The organism is Kushneria sp. EE4 (assembly GCF_977968315.1).
In genome coordinates this window covers 1060341-1081657 of record NZ_OZ386212.1, presented here as the reverse complement: position 1 = coordinate 1081657, position 21317 = coordinate 1060341, and the positions used below count along the sequence as shown (strand labels likewise).

Below are 21317 nucleotides of genomic sequence, written 5' to 3'. Positions count from 1 at the left end.
GACCCGCTCCGAAAAGCTTGAGGAAGTATCGCGGCCGGCGTTTGGGTGTAACCGAAGGCCTGCTCTTTGTGACGCCTAGTAAACACGCAAAGGCGTCTTCTCAAAGGCACAAGAAAGGCACGAGAAAGGTCGTATTTCGTAAGCTGTAATAAGGAAGGACCAAACAAACGACCGGCTACGAGCCGGCCGTTTTTATTACCTGGCGGGGTTAACGCAGGCTGACCATGGTCTGCAGAATCTGGTCCTGCGTCTTGATGGTCTGCGCGTTGGCCTGGTAATTACGCTGCGCCACGATCATGGCGACAAGCTCCGAGGCCAGATCGACGTTGGAGTTCTCAAGTGTGCCGGAAAGCAGCGAGCCCAGCTGACCGGTACCAGCACTACCCAGCAGTTCCTGCCCGGAGCCGGTGGTGGCCAGCCAGCCGTTGTTACCATCCGGCCTGAGCCCCTGCTCGTTGGTAAAGCTTGCCAAGGCGACACGACCCAACGCACGGCTCTGGTTGTTGGAGTAGTTCCCCAGCACATCGCCGTTATCGGCAATCGAGATGCCGGTCAGACTGCCCGCGGCGTAGCCGTCCTGGTTGGCTGCCTTGACCACAAAGCTGCCGCTGTTCTGGGTCACGCCGGAAATATCGACAGAGGCGTTGATTCTTTCGGCCCCATTACGCGGGTCGAGATCGACCGCAAGTGCGGCCTCGCCGGCACCGTTGGGTCGAATCTTGCCGTTGGTGTCAAAGGTGACGTAGCCGCCGGTGACATAGTTGCCACCTGAATAGCCGGCAATACTCCAGCCGTTATCAGCCCCTTTCTGAAAATAGAGGTTGAGCTGATGATCATTGCCCTGGGAATCATACATCGTCAGGGAGGTCTGCCAGTTATAGGTTTTCGGGCTGGCAGGATCGATGGTCACCGGCTGGCCGTTGTTGTCTCTGATGGCTTTTGATGAAGAGTCCAGGTTGAATGTCATCGCCGCACTGGTCGTGGCGCTGGCCTCGAGATCGCCCTGAGCCACCTGTAGCGCAACCGGCTGTGCACCGGCCAGCACCACCGGGTTGGCAGACATGGCATCATCGACCGGATAGCCGGTCAGTTTGCTGCCGGTGTTGTTGACCAGAAAGCCATTGGCATCCATCTGAAACTGGCCGTTGCGCGAATAGGTCGTCTGTTGACCATCGGTCAGGCGGAAAAAACCACCACCGTCGATGGCCAGATCAAGGCTGCGGTCAGTTGTTTCAAGCGCGCCCTGAGAAAACCCCTGAGTAATGCCCGATACCTGCACCCCAAGACCTGCTTTTGCCCCGGCATAGAGGTCTGCAAATTCGGTGCGGCTTTTCTTGAAGCCAACGGTCTGTGAGTTAGCAATGTTGTTGCCGATGGTATCCAACTGGCTGGAAGCGGCATTCAGACCGCTGACACCCTGTGTAAACGCCATTATGACCTCTAATTAATAAAAAACTAATATTAAAGACCCGACGCCATGGCGATACGACTATCGCAGTGGCGAATGTTAGAAACAGGATGCCTCTGAAACCTCGTGAGAGGTGACCTGCCGCCCACCAAGTATCAAGACAGCCGGCACGAGGCCGGCCGCCCTGACGATGATGGTTGAACGTGCGTTAACGCAGGCTGACCATGGTCTGCAGAATCTGGTCCTGCGTCTTGATGGTCTGCGAATTGGCCTGATAGTTACGCTGCGCCACGATCATGGTGACAAGCTCCGAGGCCAGATCGACGTTGGAGTTCTCAAGCGTGCCGGAAAGCAGCGAGCCCAGCTGACCGGTACCGGCGCTGCCCAGCAGTTCCTGCCCGGAGCCGGTGGTGGCAAGCCAGCCGTTGTTACCATCGGGCTTGAGACCCTGTTCATTGGTAAAGCTTGCCAGGGCGACACGACCCAGCGCACGGCTCTGGTTGTTGGAGTAGTTCCCCAACACATCGCCGTTATCGGCAATCGAGATGCCGGTCAGGCTGCCCGCGGCGTAGCCGTCCTGATTGGCTGCCTTGACCACAAAGCTGCCGCTATTCTGGGTGACACTGGACAAATCGATACTGGCATTGACATTCGCGGCTCCATTGTTCGGATTAAATGCAAGCGCCAGGTTGGCCCCGCCGATCAACTTTCCGTTTTCATTAAATTCGAGTTGATTTGTCGCCTGAAAGCGAAAGGAATCTCCGTTGCCTGGCGTGCCATTGACCGCAATGTTTAAACCAGCGACATCTATTCGATTGTTGTTCCCCAATGTTCCATTGGAAAGGATCTGTCCCTGCTCGCCCCTTACGGTATAGGAACGATTGGCACCAAAGGATACGTCCAGGTTTTTTCCAAAATCGGCATTCGACTGATCAGTCACAGTAGAAGTGAGATTGGCATTACTGTTTCCTGCTGTTCTGTTTGCAGAATAGTAACCAGGATTGGTAACCAGCTCTTGGCCATTGACAAGTGCATGTACATTCCACTTGTTATTTTCAGTGGCTGATTTGGCAAAGTATAGGTTGGCCTGCTGGGCATTGCCCTGCGAGTCATAGGTCGTCAGTGACGTTTGCCAGTTGTAGCTTTTTGGATTGCCTGCATCGAAGGCGATCGCGTTGCCGTTGGTATTCACCTTTGCCGGATCGGTCGAATTCAGATTAAAGGTCATGCTGCCATTGGTCGTGGCGTTGGCATCCAGATCCCCCTGGGCTACCTTCAGCGCCACCGGCTGCGCACCGGCCAGTACCACCGGATTGGCAGATGCCGGATCATCCACCGGGTAGCCGGTCAGCTTGCCACCGGTGTTGTTGACCAGAAAGCCATTGGCATCCATCTGAAACTGGCCGTTGCGTGAATAGGTTGTCTGCTGACCGTCGGTCAGGCGAAAAAAACCACCACCGTCGATGGCCAGATCAAGGCTGCGGTCGGTTGTTTCAAGCGCGCCCTGAGAAAACCCCTGAGTAATACCCGAGACCTGCACCCCAAGACCTGCCTTTGCCCCGGCATAAAGGTCCGCGAACTCGGTGCGGCTTTTCTTGAAGCCAACGGTCTGTGAGTTGGCAATGTTGTTGCCGATGGTATCCAGCTGACTGGACGCTGCATTAAGACCGCTGACACCCTGAGTAAACGCCATGACAACCCCCAATCAAAAATTTTCTAATGTTAGAGACCAGACGCCATGGCGATCCAATTATCGCGGTGGCGAGTATTAAAAAGGCCATCTCATGAACGCCACGAGAGGTAACCTGCTGACCGCCTGGTATCAAGGCAGCCGGCACGAGGCCGGCCGCCCTGACGGTGATGGTTAAACGTGCGTTAACGCAGGCTGACCATGGTCTGCAGAATCTGGTCCTGCGTCTTGATGGTCTGCGAATTGGCCTGATAGTTACGCTGCGCCACGATCATGGTGACAAGCTCCGAGGCCAGATCGACGTTGGAGTTCTCAAGCGTGCCGGAAAGCAGCGAGCCCAGCTGACCGGTACCAGCACTACCCAGCAGTTCCTGCCCGGAGCCGGTGGTGGCCAGCCAGCCATTGTTACCATCGGGCTTGAGACCCTGTTCATTGGTAAAGCTTGCCAAAGCGACACGACCCAGCGCACGGCTCTGGTTGTTGGAGTAGTTCCCCAGCACATCGCCATTATCGGCAATCGAGATGCCGGTCAGACTGCCCGCGGCGTAGCCGTCCTGATTGGCTGCCTTGACCACAAAGCTGCCGCTGTTTTGGGTCACGTTTGACAAATCAATGCTGGCATTGAAGTTGGCCGCACCATTGTTCGGGTTGAATGCCAGATTGAGCGTATCGCCACCGGTAATCTTGCCATTTTCGTTAAATGAGAGATTGGATGTACCAACCTCCTCACCCTTGTTCATGGCATGAACCGTCCAGGCATTATCGGCCGTCGGCGATTTCACGAAATACATGTTGACCTGCTGTGCATTGCCCTGCGAGTCGTAGGTCGTCAGCGACGTCTGCCAGTTGTAGCTTTTCGGGTTGCTCGCATCGAAGGCGATCGCGCCGCCATTGGTATTCACCTTTGCCGGATCGGTCGAGTTCAGGTTAAAGGTCATGCTACCGCCAGTCGTGGCGCTGGCATCCAGATCCCCCTGGGCCACCTGCAGTGCCACCGGCTGCGCACCGGCCAGTACCACCGGATTGGCAGACGTTGCATCATCGACCGGATAGCCGGTCAGCTTGCCGCCGGTGTTGTTGACCAGAAAGCCGTTGGCATCCATCTGGAACTGGCCGTTGCGCGAATAGGTCGTCTGCTGACCGTCACTCAGGCGGAAGAAACCGCCCCCGTCGATGGCCAGATCAAGACTGCGATCGGTTGTTTCAAGCGCGCCCTGAGAAAATCCCTGAGTAATCCCGGATACCTGTACGCCCAGGCCCGCCTTGGCACCGGCATAAAGGTCCGCGAACTCGGTGCGGCTTTTCTTGAAGCCAACGGTCTGCGAGTTGGCGATGTTGTTGCCGATAGTATCCAGCTGACTGGAAGCTGCATTCAGACCACTAACGCCCTGTGTAAAAGCCATGGTTTATCCTCTGATTGAAATCGTCGCACCGGCCGGAACCGGTTGAATCGTCAAGACGCGCAACACCGCGCCCGGTGCTGCATTACAGAATCTGTTTGACGTCGTTGAAGGCGACGCTGCCCATGTTGGGTCCCAGATCCAGCTTCGTTGTGTTATCAGCAGTCATCACGCCGCTGACATAGCCGTACTGAAGGGCACGTGACGCCACCGCGCGACCGCTGCTGTCAGTAGCCGCGATAGTGACCTGATAGGTGCCATCCTCGACACGGGCCTTGCTGACGTCGGTGCCATCCCAGTTGAAGGACTGAACACCGGCCTTAATCTCGCCCAGATCGTACTGATTGATGGTACGGCCCGAGCCATCGGTAATCGTGGCCGTTACCTTGGCGGCATCGTCGTCAAGCTCGATACCAAAGGGCAGTATGGTTTCGTTGCCCACATGCACTTTATCGCCCTCTACCAGCACGCCACGGCCTACCATGGCACCTGCCTGCAGTTTCTGGGAGGCATCGATCTGTCCGGTAATGCTGGACAGCGTGTTGTTGAGTTTGTCGATACCGCTGACGGTATTGATCTGTGCAATCTGCGAGGTGAACTCGGAGTTCTCCATCGGATTGAGCGGATCCTGATTTTTAAGCTGCGCGACCAGCAGGCTCATGAACTCTTCGCCCAGATCGCTGGCGCTGGTGGCGCCCATGCCGCTGCCGTTGGTCCCGCCGGTGGTACCGGTGCCGTTAACACGGGTCACCAGAGAGCTGTCAAATGCCATGGTTCACTCCTTGATGATCCGGTTTACTGACCCAGCGTCAGCGTTTTGAGCATCAGTGACTTGTTGGTGTTGAGTACTTCGACGTTGGCCTGATAGGAGCGCGCCGCCGAAATCATGTTGACCATTTCAGAGGTGGTATCCACGTTGGGCATGCTGACGTAGCCCTGGTCATCCGCCGCCGGATTTTTCGGATCATAAAGACGCCGGAATTCACTCTGGTCTTCACTGATCCCCGCCACGCGTACGCCACCGATCTGCTGGCCCGGCTCGCCGGCCATTTCAAAGGTCAGCTGCCTGGCGCGGTAGGGCTGTCCATCCGGGCCCGCCACACTGTCCGCGTTGGCCAGGTTGCTGGCGGTCACGTTCATGCGCTGTGACTGCGCCGACAGCGCCGATCCTGATATGTTGAAAACGTTAAAAAGACTCATGGACTACTCTCCTGTCGGTTATCAGGACTCGCGCTGCATGGCGTTTTTCAGGCCCTGCAATCGACTGGTCAGAAACTGTACGTCGGCCTGGTAATGCACGGCGTTGTCTGCAAAGTTGACACGCTCCATATCCATGTCGACCGTGTTGCCATCCAGGCTTGGCTGCGTCGGGTTGCGATACAGCATGTCAATGCCGCCCACGCTGCCGCCGGCCTGTGCCGGAATGTGTCGGCTGGAGGTCATGCTCAGTGATAGCCCACTCTGCCCTTCTGCCCGCCCCTGATTGACGACACGATCCAGTTCGCTTTTGAAGTCAAAGTCGCGTGCCTTGTATCCGGGCGTGTCAGCGTTGGCAATATTGGCTGACAGTACTTCCTGGCGTTCGGCACGCAGGTTAAGAGACTGCTGCATAACGTTGAGTGAGGCGTTGAGCCGGTCGATCATGGGAGTCACTCCGTTGCGCCATGAATCATTAAGACAACAAAGGTTACTTTCGCTTACCTTTCGGGATGAGCGCAGCATAAAGAGAGCGCAACCGTCACCATTGAACGAAAAGGCTGCTTTTTAGGGGTTATTTCGCACCCTGTTTTTTCTGGCACTTCTCTAGAATGCCCAGCATCCGGGTAACCGTTTAATGACAACAGGCCATTTCATGTCGCTGCCCTTCACATGTTCACTTCAAAGGCACTGCCACCGTGGCGCTACCCTTCTACTGGTAGCGGCAGGGCTTGTCTGTGCGCCGGCTCAGGCAAGTGAGCAGGTCATTTATGACGTGATCGAAGGATTTTTGCTGGAACAGACCGCAGGCGAAAATGGGGAAGTTGTCATCGACGTGACGCCATCACCGGCGGCGGCCATGGCCTGTCAGGCCCCCTCTCCCTTTCTGCCGGGTCGCGGTGGCAAGGTCTCGGGTCGTACGTCGATAGGTATACGCTGCCCGGGCAACGCACCGGAAACGCGCTATTTTCAGGCCTACGTACATATCAACGGACAATATCCGGTTGTCAATCGCAACATCATGCCGGGCGATGTGATCGAGGAAAGTGATCTTGACTGGCAGGAAGGCGACCTGACCCGGCTTTCCAGCCGCTTGATTACCGATGCCTCACAGCTGATAGGCCAGGTCTCGCAGCGTCGTATTGCCGCCGGTCAGCCGTTTCAGGCAGGCATGGTCAAGGCCCCCGTATTGATTCAGCGAGGTGCCAGGGTTGCTCTTTTGATCAGGGGCAATGGTTTCATGATCAGCAGCAACGGCCATGCGTTGAATGACGCAGGCCTTGGTGAAAGTGTTCGGGTTAGAATGCCCTCTGGCAGCGTGATCAATGGTGAGGCAAGTCGCGAGGGGCTGGTGGAAGTTCACTAGTCGACAAGGCGGCAACATTACGTCCGATATCCAATCAATACCTTTCGTTACGCGCGCGGGTTAAAGAACCTGCCCGTGATGTCGATAATGGGTACAACAGCGCTTGCCTGCGCCCCTTTATCAGCTCACCCGAGTGAGCGCTTCGGAGAGCATGACGATGAAAATTGACAGTAACAGTGGTTCGATCAACCGCATTGCCAGCCCGGTATCGGTAGCACGCGTCAACACGCCTGAAACCGCCAAAACCGAGCAGAGCGCCGCGACGCGCTGGGTACCTTCCAGCGCTCAGGATGGCTCACAGGATATTGACACGGTACGCGTCAATGAACTGCGTGAAGCCATTCGCGACGGCAGCTTTGAGGTTGATACCGGAAAAATTGCCGACGGCCTGATCGCAAGCGCACAGGAGCTGCTTTCGAACAAGGGCTAGGGCACTTCCCCTGCTTTAACGCCTTTGGAGAATACGTGAATGAACGATTACGCCAATATCCTCGGTCAGATCGATGAAGCCCTCGGGCGCTTTATCGATTTGCTGGATCATGAAGCCAAGCTGCTGGAGACGCATCCAGTGGATATTGAAGCCCTGCTGCAGACCTGCGAGCACAAGGGCTCTTCAATGGTCAGGCTGGATCAGCTCGAGCGCGCCAGAAGCGCACTGCTCGAAAGCCGTGGCCTTGGCTCGGACCGTGCCACAAGCGATCGCGCCGCCATCAAGCTTGAACTCAATGAGCTGTGGCAGCGCATCATCGAGCGCACCGAAGCGGCCGCGCAGCGTAATCGTCTTAACGGGTTCGTGATCGGCAGGCGTCTGGATTTTCACAGCCGCGCCCTTAACTTTCTCCAGACGGCAGCCGGCATGACCATGTATGGCCCCAACGGTCGCCAGCACAATATCGGCCGCTCCAGTACACACCTGGTAGGCTGACCCGCCGGCACCCGATATCAAAAGGCCGCGCCATGAATATGGCGCGGCCTTTTTATTTCTACGGCGTATTTCTATCGACAGCTTCCAAACTGCCTGTTGATTGCCTTCAGACAGGACTCCCTTTTCGATCAGACCCTGCCCTGAAACACCGCTATCGATCCTGCATTTGATAATTGACAAACACCTGTGCCGTGCCGCCCCGCACCGGTCGCTTGAGCATGCCCTCTCCCGGCAGGACGAGATGCAGCGACAGTGGCGTATCGGCCGGAAGACCGGCCAGCGCATCGGTACTGCCGCGCGCCATGGGTAGTGCCACACAATCGCTTGGAGCACATAGCCAGGCGGCAGGCACCGGGCCATCCATGGCCAGTTCATAGCGCCAGGAAACGTCGGTCAGTTGGCTACCGGCGGGGGCGCTGGCAGAAGGCACCAATGCCACCCGGTATTCCCACCCCTTCTGTACCATCTCCGGAATGCTGGCCTGAACCGGGATGGCGCCACCGGGGCCGGCCTCGACAAGCGCCACTGGCAATGTCAACGCAGCGGCCATTATTACCCGTTGCGACAACCGGCGACGCGTCACGACTGCGCTCCGATGATGGCGGTCACACGAATCTGTCGCTCTTCGGGAATTTCTGCCTGGGACAGCACGACCAGGCGCGGCAGGCGCCGACGCAAAAAGCGCGACAAGAGCGAGCGCACACCATGCTGTACGACAAGTACGGCCGGCAACCCGCGCTCTTCCTGGCGCTGAACTGCGGTTTCTGCCTGCTGGATCAGGGTATCGGCAAGCCCCGGCTCCAGCGCGCCACCGTTGTTGAGTGCCTGCATCAGCATTTTCTCCAGATCGACATCCAGGCTGATAACCTCGGCCGCCTCCTGGCCCGGGAAATACTGCTGCGTAATGGCACGACCCAGCGCCAGTCGCACGGCAGCCGTCAGCTCCATGGCGTCGGTGGTATGGCTGGCGTGATCGGCCAGCGTATCGACAATGGTGCGCATATCGCGAATTGACACGTCTTCTGACAACAGCTGCTGCAAAATGCGGGTCAGCGTGGTCAGCGAAATCAGCTTGGGCACCACCTCCTCGACCAGACTGGGCGATTCCTTCGCCAGTCGATCCAGCAATTTCTGGGTCTCGCTGCGCCCCATCATTTCGCTGCCATGCTCTCCCAGCAGATGATTGAGGTGGGTTGCCACGACCGTGCTGGCATCTACCACGGTAAAGCCCTGCATCTGCGCCTGATCGCGCTGATTGGCATCGATCCAGGTGGCCGGCAGCCCGAATGCTGGATCCTTTGTGATACGACCTTCAAGATTGCCCATCGCCTGGCCGGGGTCGATGGCCAGATACTGGCCGGGCCAGGCCTCCCCCTCACCGATCAGTACACCATTAAGGGCGATACGATACTGCTGTGGCTGCAATGACAGGTTGTCGCGGATATGCACCACCGGCGGTAGAAAACCGACCTCCTGAGCAAACTTCTTGCGCAGGCTTTTGATGCGTTTTAAAAGCTCGCCATCCTGATTCTGGTCCACCAGCGGAATCAGGCGATGGCCGACCTCAAGACCGAGCGGGTCAACCAGCTGCACGTCATCCCAGCTGGCTTCATGGCTGTCCGTGGCGGCTGCCGGTGCGGGCTGCGTTTCTTCAACGCTGGCCGCTTCCTTGTTTTTCTTGCTCAGGTACCAGCCCAGACCACCCAGCATGGCGGTGAACATCAAAAACACCAGGTTGGGCATGCCGGGGATGATGCCCAGCAGACCGATGACGCCCGCGGCAAGATAGAGAACCCGAGGATTGGTAAACAGCTGACCCAGCAGCTGCTGGCCCACGTCCTGCTCGGTATTAACGCGCGAAACGGTGACACCGGCGGCGGTCGAGATAATCAGCGCCGGGATCTGGCCGACCAGACCGTCCCCGATGGTCAGGAGTGTGTAGGTATGTGCGGCATCGCCGACCGACATCCCGTGCTGGGCCACACCCACCACCAGTCCGCCTACGATGTTGATGACCATGATCAGGATACCGGCGATGGCATCGCCGCGTACAAACTTGCTGGCACCGTCCATGGAGCCGAAGAATTCGGCTTCCTGAGCGATCTCCTTGCGCCGCTCACGCGCAAATTTTTCATCGATCAGACCGGCATTGAGATCGGCATCGATGGCCATCTGCTTGCCGGGCATGGCATCCAGGGTAAAGCGGGCCCCGACTTCGGCAATACGACCGGCGCCCTTGGTGATGACCATAAAGTTGATGACGACCAGAATCACGAACACCACCAGGCCCACGGCGAAATTGCCGCCGACCAGAAACTCGGCGAAGGCCTCGATCACCTTGCCCGCGGCGTCCCCACCGCTGTGACCTTCCAGCAGGACCACACGGGTCGATGCGACGTTCAATGACAAGCGCAGCAGCGTCGAAAACAAAAGCACCGCCGGAAAGGCTGCAAACTCGAGCGGCTTGGTGGTGAACATGCTCACCAGCAGCACCATGATCGACAGCGCAATGTTGAAGGTAAACAGCATGTCGAGCAGAAATGGTGGCAGCGGCAGCACCATCATCGACAGGATCATCAGAATCAGAACCGGCCCGGCCAGAAACTTCAGCTGGCTGCTCTGATTCAGACCACTACGGGAAAGCAGTGCACTCAATGCATTCATGTCAGCGATGACCTGTCATGGTAGATAGATTGTTCAGCGCCTTTAATGGGCAGTGCCACGCCCGGGCATTAATGTTCATTGTTGTCATCGTTATCCGAAGGTGTCGGGGTATAGGCCATGTCTTCAGGCACCTCGATATGCCCGGGCCGCTGCGGCGATTTCCCCCCCTCGCTGCGATAGCGTCGGAGCTGATAGACCCAGGCCAGCACTTCAGCGACGGCGGTATAAAGCGGCGCCGGAATCTCCCGGCCCAGCTCGCCATGGCGATACAGCGAGCGCGCCAGCGCCGGTGCCTCCAGAAAGGGAATACGATTTTCCTGACCCAGTTCGCGAATTTTGGCCGCCACGGCATCGGCGCCCTTGGCCACCACCCGGGGGGCGCCCATTTCGTCGTCCTTGTAGGCCAGCGCCACGGCAAAGTGGGTCGGGTTGGTAATGATGACGTCGGCCGTGGGAACTTCGCTCATCATGCGGCGCCGCGCGATCGCCTGCTGCTGCTGGCGAATACGGCCCTTGACGTGCGGGTCGCCTTCGGACTCCTTGTGCTCCTGACGAATGTCTTCCCGACTCATGCGAAGCTTTTTGGTATGGCTCCACAGCTGATAGGGCACATCGATCAGAATGACGACGATAAAGGCCAGCAGAATCAGGGCGCAGCAAAACACCACCAGCAGCAGCATGTGGCGCATGGCGGACTGAATGCTTTCTCCGGCAAGCCCCAGAAGCTCGCCCTGATGGCTGCGGATGAAAAAGGCGGCCACCAGCGCGATCAGCATCGACTTGGCAATGGTCTTGGCAAGTTCCGCCAGCGCCTGGCTGGAAAAGATGCGCTTTAAACCGGCCCCCGGGTTGAGCTTTTTAATATCGAACTTGATCGACTTGGTCGAGAACAGCCAGCCACCCAGCGCCATGGGGGCCATCAACGCCACGACACCCATGATGCCCATGATGGGGGCAAGAGCCAGAAGCGCCCGACCACCCAGCGCCGAGACATTGATCATCATCCGGGTGGGATCGCGTGCCACGTCTGCATCAAAGGTCAGCCCATCGCTCATGACCCCGGACAGCGTCTCGCCCATCCAGCTCATGCAAAGTGCCAGGCCGGCGGCCCCGACAGTCAGCATCAAAAAGGTGGTCAATTCACGTGAACGGGCAACCTGGCCGTCTTCACGGGCCTTTTCAAGACGCCGTGCCGTGGGCTCTTCGGTTTTTTCTGCGTCGCTGTCGCCTGACATTTCGACCCCATGACATCATGTAGAGCGTTGTGCTCACTGGGCGACATTGTGCGAGGAAGGCGGGGAAAACAATCGCTCGAATAGCCCTCCCCGGGGAGAGCTATTCGAAACATAAGCAGGAGATAGGGTTTAAAACCCGAGGCTGTCGAGCAGGTCATCGACCTGTGACTGGTCGGTCACGATATCGGTGCGCCCTTCTGTCTTGATCTGCGGGCCGTTGAGCAGACCATCCGGCGCCTTGTTGCTCTCTTTGGCACGCTCGCGCATGGCTTCCGAGGGCATGTTGTCGATCAGTACCTGCAGAAGTTCGCGCTCGATCTCGTGAATGACCTCCATCATCTTCTTGATGACCTGGCCGGTCAGATCCTGAAAGTCCTGAGCCATCATGACTTCCATGAGCTGACTCTGGGTCGCGCGGGTCTGGGCCGGTACCCATTCGAGATAGGCCCGGGTATCGCCGACCAGATCCCGCGCCTCGCCCTGCTCAAGCGGCTTGTCGAACCACTGGTCCCATCGGGTGGCCAGTTCTGCCGACTGCTTTTCGATGTTGTCCTGGATCGGCTGGGCGATCTCGATGGCATTGAGCGAGCGCTCGGCGGCCTGCTCGGTCATGGAGGCGATATAGCTCAGGCGATCGCGGGAATCGGGAATGGCCTGAGCGGCCTTCTCGACTTCCTTGTCCAGACCCAGCTCTCGCATATTGTCACGCAACGCACGCGTAAGCTGGCCGATTCGTGCGATAAGGTCCGGCGGGATCGCATCATCTACGTTCTGCGGATTGGCATTGGCTGTCATGTCATTAACTCCCGATGGCTGTCCGCAGGCCTATTTATCGAGCTTTTCGAAGATCTTGTTCAGCTTTTCTTCGAGCGTTGCGGCGGTAAAGGGTTTGACCACGTAACCATTGGCACCGGCCTGCGCCGCGGCAATGATGTTTTCCTTTTTGGCTTCTGCCGTCACCATCAGCACCGGAAGATGCTTGAGTGCGTCATCGGCGCGAATCTGCTTGAGCATTTCCAGCCCGTCCAGATTGGGCATGTTCCAGTCAGAGACCACAAAACCAAAGCTGTCACTGCGAAGCTTGGCCAGACCATCAACGCCATCTTCGGCTTCATCAACGTTGTTGAAGCCAAGCTCCTTGAGAAGATTACGAACGATACGACGCATGGTGGGAAAGTCGTCCACCACCAGGATATGAATGTTCTTGTCAGCCATGTCTGCCATTTCCTTTTCAAATAAGTGCGCTTGCGCGCGAGTCAACGATTCAATGATGCCGCGCTAGACGCGCAGCGCCTGTCGATTGTTGCCACCCAGCTGTGCCAGCGCCCGCTCGCACATGCTGGTAATGGGGACGACCTCGCAGGCGCCGCCCAGCGCAATGGCCTCCCGCGGCATGCCAAAAACCACGCAGGTGGCTTCGTCCTGCGCCAGCGTCCAGGCACCGGCCTGACGCATTTTCAAAAGCCCCTGAGCCCCATCCTTGCCCATGCCGGTCAACAGCACCCCGATAGCGTTTTTGCCCGCATGGGTGGCAGCCGATTCAAACAGCGCATCAACGGAGGGCCGGTGGCGGTTGATCGGAGCCTCATGATCCAGCGAAATCACATAGTTGGCACCGCTGCGGGCCAGACGCAAATGCGCCTCGCCCCCCGGCGCCAGATAGGCATGTCCGGGCAGCACACGCTCGCCATGGACGGCCTCGCGCACGCTGATGCGGCACAGACTGTCCAGCCGCGCGGCAAAGGATTTGGTAAACCCGGCCGGCATGTGCTGTGTAATCAGTATTGCCGGGCTGTCCGAAGGCAGCGGCATCAAAAACTCCCGAATGGCTTCGGTGCCCCCGGTCGAAGCACCGACAATCAAAAGCTTCTCGCTGGAATACAGCGGGGCACGCAGTGCTGTCGGCGCCGGGGTCGATGACGGCTGTGCCACCTTGAGTTTGGCTCTGGACGCTGCCCGAATCTTATCGGTAATGGCGTGGGCGTATTCGGCCATGCCTTCGCGAATGCCAAGCTGCGGCTTGGTCACGAAGTCCACGGCACCCAGCTCAAGCGCGCGCATGGTGATTTCCGAGCCACGCTCTGTCAGGGACGACACCATCACGACAGGCATGGGGCGCAAGCGCATGAGCCTTTCAAGAAAGTCCAGACCGTCCATGCGCGGCATTTCGACGTCCAGCGTCAGCACATCGGGATTGGTTCGCTTGATCAGATCACGAGCCACCAGCGGATCCGGCGCCGTGGCAACCACTTCCATGTCCGGTTCCTGATTGATGATTTCGCTGATCAGGCTGCGAATCAGTGCCGAGTCGTCAACACACAATACCTTGATCTTGCTCACCGTCCTGCTCCTTTCATGCCTGCCGCGGCCGCGACCAGCGGATTGACAGCGTCCCCAACCAGCGCTTCGATCAATGTCTTTTCACGACTGCAGACCGTGGCACTACCGTTAAGACGTCTGACCCTCACCTGACCGGTCCCTGGCAGATAGTGCACGCGACGTGCATGGCTACCGTTAAGATCCTGCGCCAGGACACGAATGTTTTCGCGATCAAGCCACGCCATGACAAACTCGGCATTGGCAAATCCGATGCGCGATGCCATACCGGCAATGACCATACCGCCCCCGAACACCTTGGCTTCCAGCCGGTCGCGACGCCCGCCAAGGCGACATATTTCCTCGACCAGCGTGCTCATGGCGTGCTCGCCGTAGCGAAGACGCGGCCCGCTGGTATCGTGACTGCCATCGCCGGGCAACATGTAATGGTTCATGCCGCCCACACCTGCTGCACTGTCTCGAATACACGCCGAGACACAGGAACCCAGCACCGTCGACAGCACCATGGGTGATGACGCCACGTAATACTCGCTGGGCAACAGCTTGACGGCGTCAAGGCTGTCATCACGATCAAAGTAAAAGTGGTTGGCCAGGCCTTCCTGCTCCCGAAATTTCATGGGCGGGAACCCGGGTTTGATGCAAGGCCATAAACGGTATGCCCCTGCAGCCGGAAGGCATCGGTCAGATACGTAAAGTTTTCGGAGTGCCCGGCAAAAAGCAGTCCGTTGGGCTTGAGCATCGGTGCAAACCTTTCCAGGATCTTTTTCTGGGTAGGCTTGTCGAAATAAATCATGATGTTGCGACAAAAGATGACATCAAAGGGACCTTCAACATCCCATCGCGCCGCCAGCAGATTGAGCTGGCGATATTCCACCATGGCTGCCAGCGCCGGATTCACGCGGGCGACGCCGGATTTGGCCCCTACCCCGCGCATGAAAAACCGCTTGCGCTGCTCCATCGACAGTTTCTCGATTTGAGCGATCGGGTAGATACCGGCCGCCGCCGTGGCGAGCGCTTTGGTATCAATATCAGTGGCCACAATTTTGGCATTCTGCGCCTTTGAGCCCAGCGCTTCGGTCAGCGTCATGGCCAGCGACCAGGGCTCTTCACCTGTGGAAGCGGCGCAACACCATACCTTGACGCTTCCGCTCTGAGCACGAACGTGATCGGCCAGAATCGGAAAATGGTGCGCTTCGCGGAAAAACGACGTCAGATTGGTCGTCAAAGCGTTGACGAAATGCTCCCACTCCGAAGACTCGGCGTGCCCGTCCAGCAGATCCAGATAGGCCTTGAACTGGTTGAGCCCGAGCGTGCGCAGACGACGTGCCAGACGGCTGTACACCATCTCCTTTTTGTGTAACGCCAGTGCGATACCTGCACGCTCATGGATCAGACGCCTTACGCGCTCGAAATCCTCATGCGTCAGTTTTAAATCGCGGCTTTCAGCGACTTCAGTCACGTCTTTTACTCCGCATCACTCAAGGTGATTAAAAGGTTGTCCAGTCCCCGTCATCTGCCGCAGCAGCAACCTTCCGGTCATGCTGGCGGGTCGCTGGTGCGCTGGCAGGAGCAGAGACGCCATTCTGGCCGGACTCGATACGTGATGCCGCTGATGGGCGCCTGCTCGATTCCCTGCTGCCTGGTTGTTCACTGCGCCGTGTCGCCAAAGCAGCACCGTCTGTCGTTATTATCGGCTTGCGGGCGCTTTCCTTGATCCTGAAAAGACTGACAATTTCATTAAGATGATCGGCCTTTTGACGCATCGATTCAGATGCCGACGATGACTGTTCGACCATGGCGGCATTTTGCTGGGTCATTTCATCCATGCGATGAATGGCCTGACCGATCTGGTCGATCCCGTTTTTCTGCTCGTCGGTGGCCGATGAGATCTCCTGCATCAGGCCACTGACCCGATGCACCCCGCCGACGATATCGGTCATGGTGGACTGAGCGCGGGCTACCAGCTCACTGCCGGCGTTGACTTCCACCGAGGACTTGTCGATCAGCTCGCGAATCTCGCGAGCAGCCTGAGCACTGCGACTGGCAAGACTGCGCACCTCATTGGCGACCACCGCAAACCCCTTGCCCTGCTCACCGGCACGCGCTGCCTCAACGGAGGCGTTGAGCGCCAGAATATTGGTCTGGAAGGCGATGCTGTCGATAACACCCACAATATCGGAGATACGCGCCGAGGCCTGCGTGATGCCCTCCATGCGGGCCACGACATCGCCCATCTCGTTGCGGCCGCGTTCTGCCACGGTCGACGCCTCATGAGCCAGCTTCGAGGCATCCCTGGCATGCCCGGCGTTATGGCCTACCGTGGCTGTCAGCTCTTCCATGCTGCTGGCGGTCTCTTCCAGTGACGCCGCCTGCTCCTCGGTACGTCGGGAAAGATTCTGATTGCCGATGGCAAGCTCGTTGCTGGCCGGTGAGATCACGCCAGCGCTGCTTTTGACGTCACGCACGACACACAGCACACACTTGCGCATGGTATCCAGCGCGATCATCAGCTGATCCCGGCTGCTGCTGGACGCTTCAAGGTCGCCTCCGGAAATCTGGCGACAGCACACCAGGGCCTGCTCAAGCGAAGACTGTACTCGCCGCACCAGCAAAGCGCTTGCCACGGCAGTGCCTGCGGCAATCAGAGCCGCTGTCATGGTCAGTACGCCCATCAGCGCCGGCAGGGTTTGCTGTGTCGACAGCATCTGATAGTCCGCGACCAGAAGCCCCAGCAGGATTATTGACGACACGGCACTGGTCATGCCTGCCCAGCCGGCCTTGCGAGCGGACGTCAAACGGCCCAGGCGATGCATCCAGCCCAGCGGACCGGTCGGCGTAATCACACCATGCACCAGCGTCCAGCCCTTGCCCTGACCACTATTGATACGCCGATAAACGTTTTCGGCGTGCGCAATAGCGGCATCATCTGCCTTGACCCGGACCGAGGCATAGCCCTTGACCTTGCCCTGCTCGATCATGGGCATCACGGTCGCCCTGACCCAGTAATACCCACCATCCTTGCGGCGGTTTTTGACCATGCCGATCCACGTTCCACCGTCTTGCAGGGTCTGCCACAGATTGGCAAAGGCCATTGGCGGCATGTCCGGATGGCGCACCAGGTTGTGCGGTGCGCCAATCAGCTCGTGACGCTCAAAACCACTGACGCAGATAAACGCCGGGTTGGCATAGACGATGTTGCCGTCCAGGTCAGTCTGGGAGATCAAAAACTGCTGCTCATCAAGAACATGATGCTTGTCATTGATCGGTTGATTGTTGCGCACGGATCGATCTCCTGAGATGAACTCGGTAGTCGGCAATTGCCTGCGTGTCTGCGCACATCAAGCCATGTTTTGAAGAAAACAAACCAAGGATTAGCGCCTTTTAAAGTACGCTATTTGTACAGGCATAAAAAAAGCGCCGGCAGATGCCGGCGCCTTTGGAAACACGGGTGATGGATTACGCTGCCTTGTCGATCAGCGCCATCTCCTCGCTGGTCATCAGCTTTTCGATATCGACCAGAATCAGCATGCGATCATCCAGGCTGCCAAGTCCCATCAGATAATGGGTGGAAAGCGTGGAGCCAAATTCCGGTGCCGGCTTGATCTGCTCGCCGGTCAGCGCCAGAACATCGGAGACGCCATCCACGACCACACCCACCACCCGATGACCGATATTAAGTACGATGACCACGGTCTGGGCCGTATAGTCGGCATTGCCCAGTGCAAATTTCAAACGCAAATCAACGATGGGTACGATAACCCCGCGCAGATTGGTTACACCCTTGATAAAGGAAGGGGCATTGGCAATGCGCGTGACGCCCTCATAGCCGCGAATTTCCTGAACGCTCAGAATATCGATACCGTACTCTTCCGAGCCCAGTCGAAAGACCAGAAACTCGTGACCTTCCCCTTCCAGCTGTCCTTTCTCGATAGCAGAAGCTTCCATTGTCTCAACTCCCAGATGCCCGGCCCGCCGGGTAGAATTAAAGGTGGCTGTTCGTTTTGCACTCGACTTAGTGCAGCGTGGCAGCACTACGATGACTGCCCGTCTGATTGCCTTCGCGATCCTGCGGCGCGCGTGACAGTGCCGGGATATCCAGGATCAGTGCCACACTGCCATCGCCCAGGATGGTAGCGGCAGAGATACCGGGGACACGCCGGTAGTTGGTTTCCAGATTCTTGACCACCACCTGATGCTGTCCGATCAGCTGGTCGACCTGCAAGGCGAAGCTGCGGCCCTCGCTTTGCACGATCATGACGATCCCCCTGGTGACATCCTGCTGCGCTTCAGGAATATCAAAGACGCGATACAGCTCGACCAGAGGCAGATATTCGCCGCGAACATGGAGCACGCGATCGTTGCCCGTTACGGTGCTGATATCTTCCGGTCTGACCTGCATGGACTCCTTGATGGCCCCCAGCGGCAGGATATAGACCTCTTCGCCGACGCGTACCGACATGCCATCAAGAATGGCAAGTGTCAGCGGCAACACGATTCGTGTTGTGGTGCCCTGACCGGGGCGGGAGAGGATGTCCACGTGGCCGCCCATCTGCGCGATGTTACGTTTAACCACGTCCATGCCGACCCCGCGGCCTGACAGATCGGTCACCTGCTCGGCCGTCGAGAAACCCGGCGCAAAGATCAGCTGCCAGACATCGTCATCGCTCATGGCGTCCGATACGGCCAGACCGCTCTCGCGGGCCTTGCTCAGGATACGTTCGCGGTTCAGACCGGCGCCGTCATCGCTGATCTCGATAAGAATGTTGCCGCCCTGGTGGCTGGCGGACAGGGTCAGCCTGCCCGCTGCCGGCTTGCCGGCAGCCAGGCGTCGATCGGGCGTTTCGATACCGTGATCCAGACTGTTGCGCACCAGATGCGTCAGCGGATCCACGATGCGCTCGATCAGGCCCTTGTCGAGTTCGGTAGACTTGCCCACCGTTTCGAGTTCGACCTGCTTGCCAAGCTTGCCAGCCAGATCGCGCACCAGCCGTGGGAAACGGTTGAAGACCACATCCATGGGCATCATGCGAATCGACATGACCGCTTCCTGCAGATCACGCGCATTACGCTGAAGCTGATTCATGCCGCTGAGCAGACTGCCGTGAGTCACCGGATCAAAATCGGCAGTCCCCTGTTCCAGCATGGACTGGGTAATGACCAGCTCACCGACCAGGTTAATGATCTGATCGATTTTCTCGATGGACACGCGCAGCGAGGCATTTTCACTGCTGGCGGCAGCGCTGGCGGCCTTTTTGGCAGCGGGCGCTGCATTTTGCGCCGGCGCCGGTGCAGCCTCGGCTGCCGGCGGAGAGGGTGCAACCTCGGCCTGCTCGGGGGCTTTCTGCTCGGGTGCTTCAGCCACTGGCGTGACAGCATCATCTTCAATAGATTCGGCGCCGGCAGTCTCGAAGGTAATCTGGTCGTCGTCGACCACGAAACAGAGCACGGCGCGAATGTCGTCTTCGCCTGTCGCGGTTTCAAGGCGCACGGTCAGCACATCGTTGGCATGCTGCTGTTCCAGCACGGTGCCAAACAGCGCCAGCTCTTCGGCCAGACTGGTAGCATTGTCTGCGGCCACACCAGCAATGCGAATCACCGTCGCGCCGCTACTGGCAGCGGGTGCCGCCGTGGCCGTCGTCGTGGCGGCGGCCGCGCCATTTCCCTGGCTTTTTTCTTCAGCCAGCGCTTTCAGTGTGTTGCAGATACGCTCATAGGCGGCGCTATCCGGCTCGGTCTGTTGACGATAGGCGTTGAGCTGATCGCTGAGCATATCCTTGGTTTCCAGAAATATGTCGATAATGGTCGGGTCAAGGCTGAGTTCGTGATGGCGTGCCTTGTCGAGCAGGTTCTCGAACAGATGTGTCGTCTCCTGAAGCACGGTAAAGCCGAACGTACCCGCACCGCCCTTGATGGAATGTGCTGCTCGAAAGATGGCGTTGAGCTGTTCGCTGTCGGGATCGCTGGGATCGATCTGCAACAGCTGCTGCTCCATATCGCTGAGCAGTTCCTCGGCCTCTTCGAAAAATGTCTGGTAGAACTCGGTAATGTCGATGCTCACGCCTGATGCCCTGCCCTGCTTCTGGATTCGGTCCAACGCTCGACTCGAGCGCGCGCGAAACTGTTTTCAAAACCTGCCGTCACGATGTTCATGACTGCGTCGGCTGGTCCGACGCCGCCTGACTTTCCGGGGCGTTTTCATTGCGAGTCAGGCCCTCGATGGAAAGCGGGCTTTTCTCACCATCGATGATGGCCGGCGCCCCTGGTGCCATGTTTTCCTGCTCCATCATCTTCTGGGCGCGGCTGTTGAGCACCAGAATGCTGATCCGACGGTTGAGCGCACTGTCTTCCTCACCAGGCATGTTCATGGTGTCTGCCATGCCGATGACCCGCAGCAGCTTCTCTGGCTCAAGTCCACCTGTCACCAGCTCACGCCGTGATGCATTGGCGCGATCCGTTGAGAGCTCCCAGTTACTGTATCCCCTGAGACCGGCCGCAAACGGCAGATCATCTGTATGTCCCGAAAGGGTCAGCTTGTTGGGCAGCTCATTGAGCAAAGGCGCGATGGCCGTCAGTATGTTGTGCATATGAGGCGCCACGCGTGCGCTTCCTACCTCGAACATGGGGCGACGCTGGCTGTCCACAATCTGGATTCGAAGCCCTTCAGGGGTCAGATCCAGACGCATCTGCGAGCGCAGGTCCCGTAGTGCCGGGTCTTCCTGCATCAGAGCCTCAAGGCGTGCCTTGAGCCTGCTGAGTGCTGACATGTCGGCGGCCATGCCACTGTTTTGCTCAATGGTGATTCGAGAGCGCTCGCCCTCGCTGTGCATGACATCATCACCGCCACCGGGAATGGCGCTGTTGCTGGCCGAATTACGGTCTCCACCGGCCAGAGCCACCTTCAGGGGCGTGCGAAAATATTCGCTGATCTGCTCAAACTCGGCCTTCGATGTCCCGGCCAGCAGCCACATCACCAGAAAGAAGGCCATCATGGCCGTCATGAAGTCGGCGTAGGCGATCTTCCAGCTGCCATGCGAGCCATGATGCGCAGCGGCCTTTTTACGACGAACGACGATGGGACGGCGATGCTGGCTCATG

General features: G+C 58.1%; 21 protein-coding genes. 3 read left to right on the top strand and 18 right to left on the bottom strand.

Annotated features, from left to right (window positions below; genetic code table 11):
• Positions 1-208 precede the first annotated feature (208 nt).
• The 6 genes from flgE (ACXMYO_RS04950) to flgB all read right to left on the bottom strand — a co-directional run bounded on the left by flgE (ACXMYO_RS04950) (position 209) and on the right by flgB (position 6142).
• Positions 209-1432 carry a flagellar hook protein FlgE gene (gene flgE, locus ACXMYO_RS04950; RefSeq protein WP_457807989.1) on the bottom strand — a complete coding sequence of 408 codons (1224 nt, stop codon included), beginning with the start codon at positions 1430-1432 and terminating at the stop codon, positions 209-211.
• A gap of 184 nt (positions 1433-1616) precedes the next feature.
• Positions 1617-3101, bottom strand: coding sequence for a flagellar hook protein FlgE (gene flgE / locus ACXMYO_RS04945; RefSeq protein WP_438767231.1), 1485 nt, complete (start codon positions 3099-3101; stop codon positions 1617-1619).
• Positions 3102-3283: 182 nt separating this feature from the next.
• Positions 3284-4501, bottom strand: a complete 1218-nt coding sequence (flgE, locus tag ACXMYO_RS04940) for a flagellar hook protein FlgE (protein ID WP_438767230.1) — start codon at positions 4499-4501, stop codon at positions 3284-3286.
• Between the two features lie 82 nt (positions 4502-4583).
• Complete coding sequence (locus ACXMYO_RS04935) at positions 4584-5270, bottom strand: flagellar hook assembly protein FlgD (RefSeq protein WP_438767229.1); 687 nt, start codon at positions 5268-5270, stop codon at positions 4584-4586.
• Positions 5271-5293: 23 nt separating this feature from the next.
• Positions 5294-5698, bottom strand: a complete 405-nt coding sequence (gene flgC / locus ACXMYO_RS04930; RefSeq protein WP_438767228.1) for a flagellar basal body rod protein FlgC — start codon at positions 5696-5698, stop codon at positions 5294-5296.
• A gap of 21 nt (positions 5699-5719) precedes the next feature.
• Positions 5720-6142 (bottom strand): flagellar basal body rod protein FlgB, encoded by a 423-nt coding sequence (flgB, locus tag ACXMYO_RS04925; protein WP_457807988.1) that lies wholly within the window; start codon positions 6140-6142, stop codon positions 5720-5722.
• Between the two features lie 208 nt (positions 6143-6350).
• On the opposite strand from flgB, the gene flgA reads away from it, so the two are divergent.
• The 3 genes from flgA (at position 6351) to ACXMYO_RS04910 (ending at position 7986) form a co-directional block, all read left to right on the top strand.
• Positions 6351-7061: a flagellar basal body P-ring formation chaperone FlgA gene (gene flgA / locus ACXMYO_RS04920; protein WP_457807987.1), complete on the top strand. Its 711-nt coding sequence runs from the start codon at positions 6351-6353 to the stop codon at positions 7059-7061.
• Between the two features lie 157 nt (positions 7062-7218).
• A complete protein-coding gene (flgM, locus tag ACXMYO_RS04915; protein ID WP_438767225.1) occupies positions 7219-7491 on the top strand; it encodes a flagellar biosynthesis anti-sigma factor FlgM in 273 nt (90 codons plus the stop codon).
• Between the two features lie 39 nt (positions 7492-7530).
• Positions 7531-7986 (top strand): flagella synthesis protein FlgN, encoded by a 456-nt coding sequence (locus tag ACXMYO_RS04910; protein WP_457807986.1) that lies wholly within the window; start codon positions 7531-7533, stop codon positions 7984-7986.
• A gap of 151 nt (positions 7987-8137) precedes the next feature.
• On the opposite strand, the gene ACXMYO_RS04905 is transcribed toward ACXMYO_RS04910, so the two are convergent.
• The 12 genes from ACXMYO_RS04905 to motB form a co-directional block, all read right to left on the bottom strand.
• Positions 8138-8536, bottom strand: coding sequence for a flagellar protein FlhE (locus ACXMYO_RS04905; RefSeq protein ID WP_457807985.1), 399 nt, complete (start codon positions 8534-8536; stop codon positions 8138-8140).
• 29 nt (positions 8537-8565) lie between these two features.
• Positions 8566-10650, bottom strand: a complete 2085-nt coding sequence (flhA, locus tag ACXMYO_RS04900) for a flagellar biosynthesis protein FlhA (protein ID WP_438767222.1) — start codon at positions 10648-10650, stop codon at positions 8566-8568.
• A 68-nt stretch (positions 10651-10718) separates the two neighbouring features.
• On the bottom strand, positions 10719-11885 hold the full coding sequence (gene flhB, locus ACXMYO_RS04895; RefSeq protein ID WP_457807984.1) for a flagellar biosynthesis protein FlhB: 1167 nt from the start codon (positions 11883-11885) through the stop codon (positions 10719-10721).
• 129 nt (positions 11886-12014) lie between these two features.
• Positions 12015-12680 (bottom strand): protein phosphatase CheZ, encoded by a 666-nt coding sequence (cheZ, locus tag ACXMYO_RS04890; protein WP_438767220.1) that lies wholly within the window; start codon positions 12678-12680, stop codon positions 12015-12017.
• 30 nt (positions 12681-12710) lie between these two features.
• Positions 12711-13100, bottom strand: a complete 390-nt coding sequence (cheY, locus tag ACXMYO_RS04885; protein ID WP_115853266.1) for a chemotaxis response regulator CheY — start codon at positions 13098-13100, stop codon at positions 12711-12713.
• A 63-nt stretch (positions 13101-13163) separates the two neighbouring features.
• Positions 13164-14225 (bottom strand): chemotaxis-specific protein-glutamate methyltransferase CheB, encoded by a 1062-nt coding sequence (locus tag ACXMYO_RS04880; RefSeq protein WP_438767219.1) that lies wholly within the window; start codon positions 14223-14225, stop codon positions 13164-13166.
• Positions 14222-14839: a chemoreceptor glutamine deamidase CheD gene (locus ACXMYO_RS04875; RefSeq protein ID WP_438767218.1), complete on the bottom strand. Its 618-nt coding sequence runs from the start codon at positions 14837-14839 to the stop codon at positions 14222-14224. Before ACXMYO_RS04875 ends, ACXMYO_RS04880 begins: the two co-directional genes overlap by 4 nt.
• A complete protein-coding gene (locus ACXMYO_RS04870) occupies positions 14836-15681 on the bottom strand; it encodes a CheR family methyltransferase (RefSeq protein ID WP_438767217.1) in 846 nt (281 codons plus the stop codon). The genes ACXMYO_RS04875 and ACXMYO_RS04870 overlap by 4 nt, the downstream gene beginning before the upstream one ends.
• Before the next feature lie 28 nt (positions 15682-15709).
• Positions 15710-17503, bottom strand: a complete 1794-nt coding sequence (locus ACXMYO_RS04865; protein WP_457807983.1) for a methyl-accepting chemotaxis protein — start codon at positions 17501-17503, stop codon at positions 15710-15712.
• 175 nt (positions 17504-17678) lie between these two features.
• On the bottom strand, positions 17679-18167 hold the full coding sequence (cheW, locus tag ACXMYO_RS04860) for a chemotaxis protein CheW (RefSeq protein WP_438767215.1): 489 nt from the start codon (positions 18165-18167) through the stop codon (positions 17679-17681).
• 67 nt (positions 18168-18234) lie between these two features.
• Positions 18235-20274 carry a chemotaxis protein CheA gene (cheA, locus tag ACXMYO_RS04855; RefSeq protein ID WP_457809474.1) on the bottom strand — a complete coding sequence of 680 codons (2040 nt, stop codon included), beginning with the start codon at positions 20272-20274 and terminating at the stop codon, positions 18235-18237.
• A gap of 94 nt (positions 20275-20368) precedes the next feature.
• On the bottom strand, positions 20369-21316 hold the full coding sequence (gene motB / locus ACXMYO_RS04850) for a flagellar motor protein MotB (protein ID WP_438767214.1): 948 nt from the start codon (positions 21314-21316) through the stop codon (positions 20369-20371).
• Position 21317 lies beyond the last annotated feature (1 nt).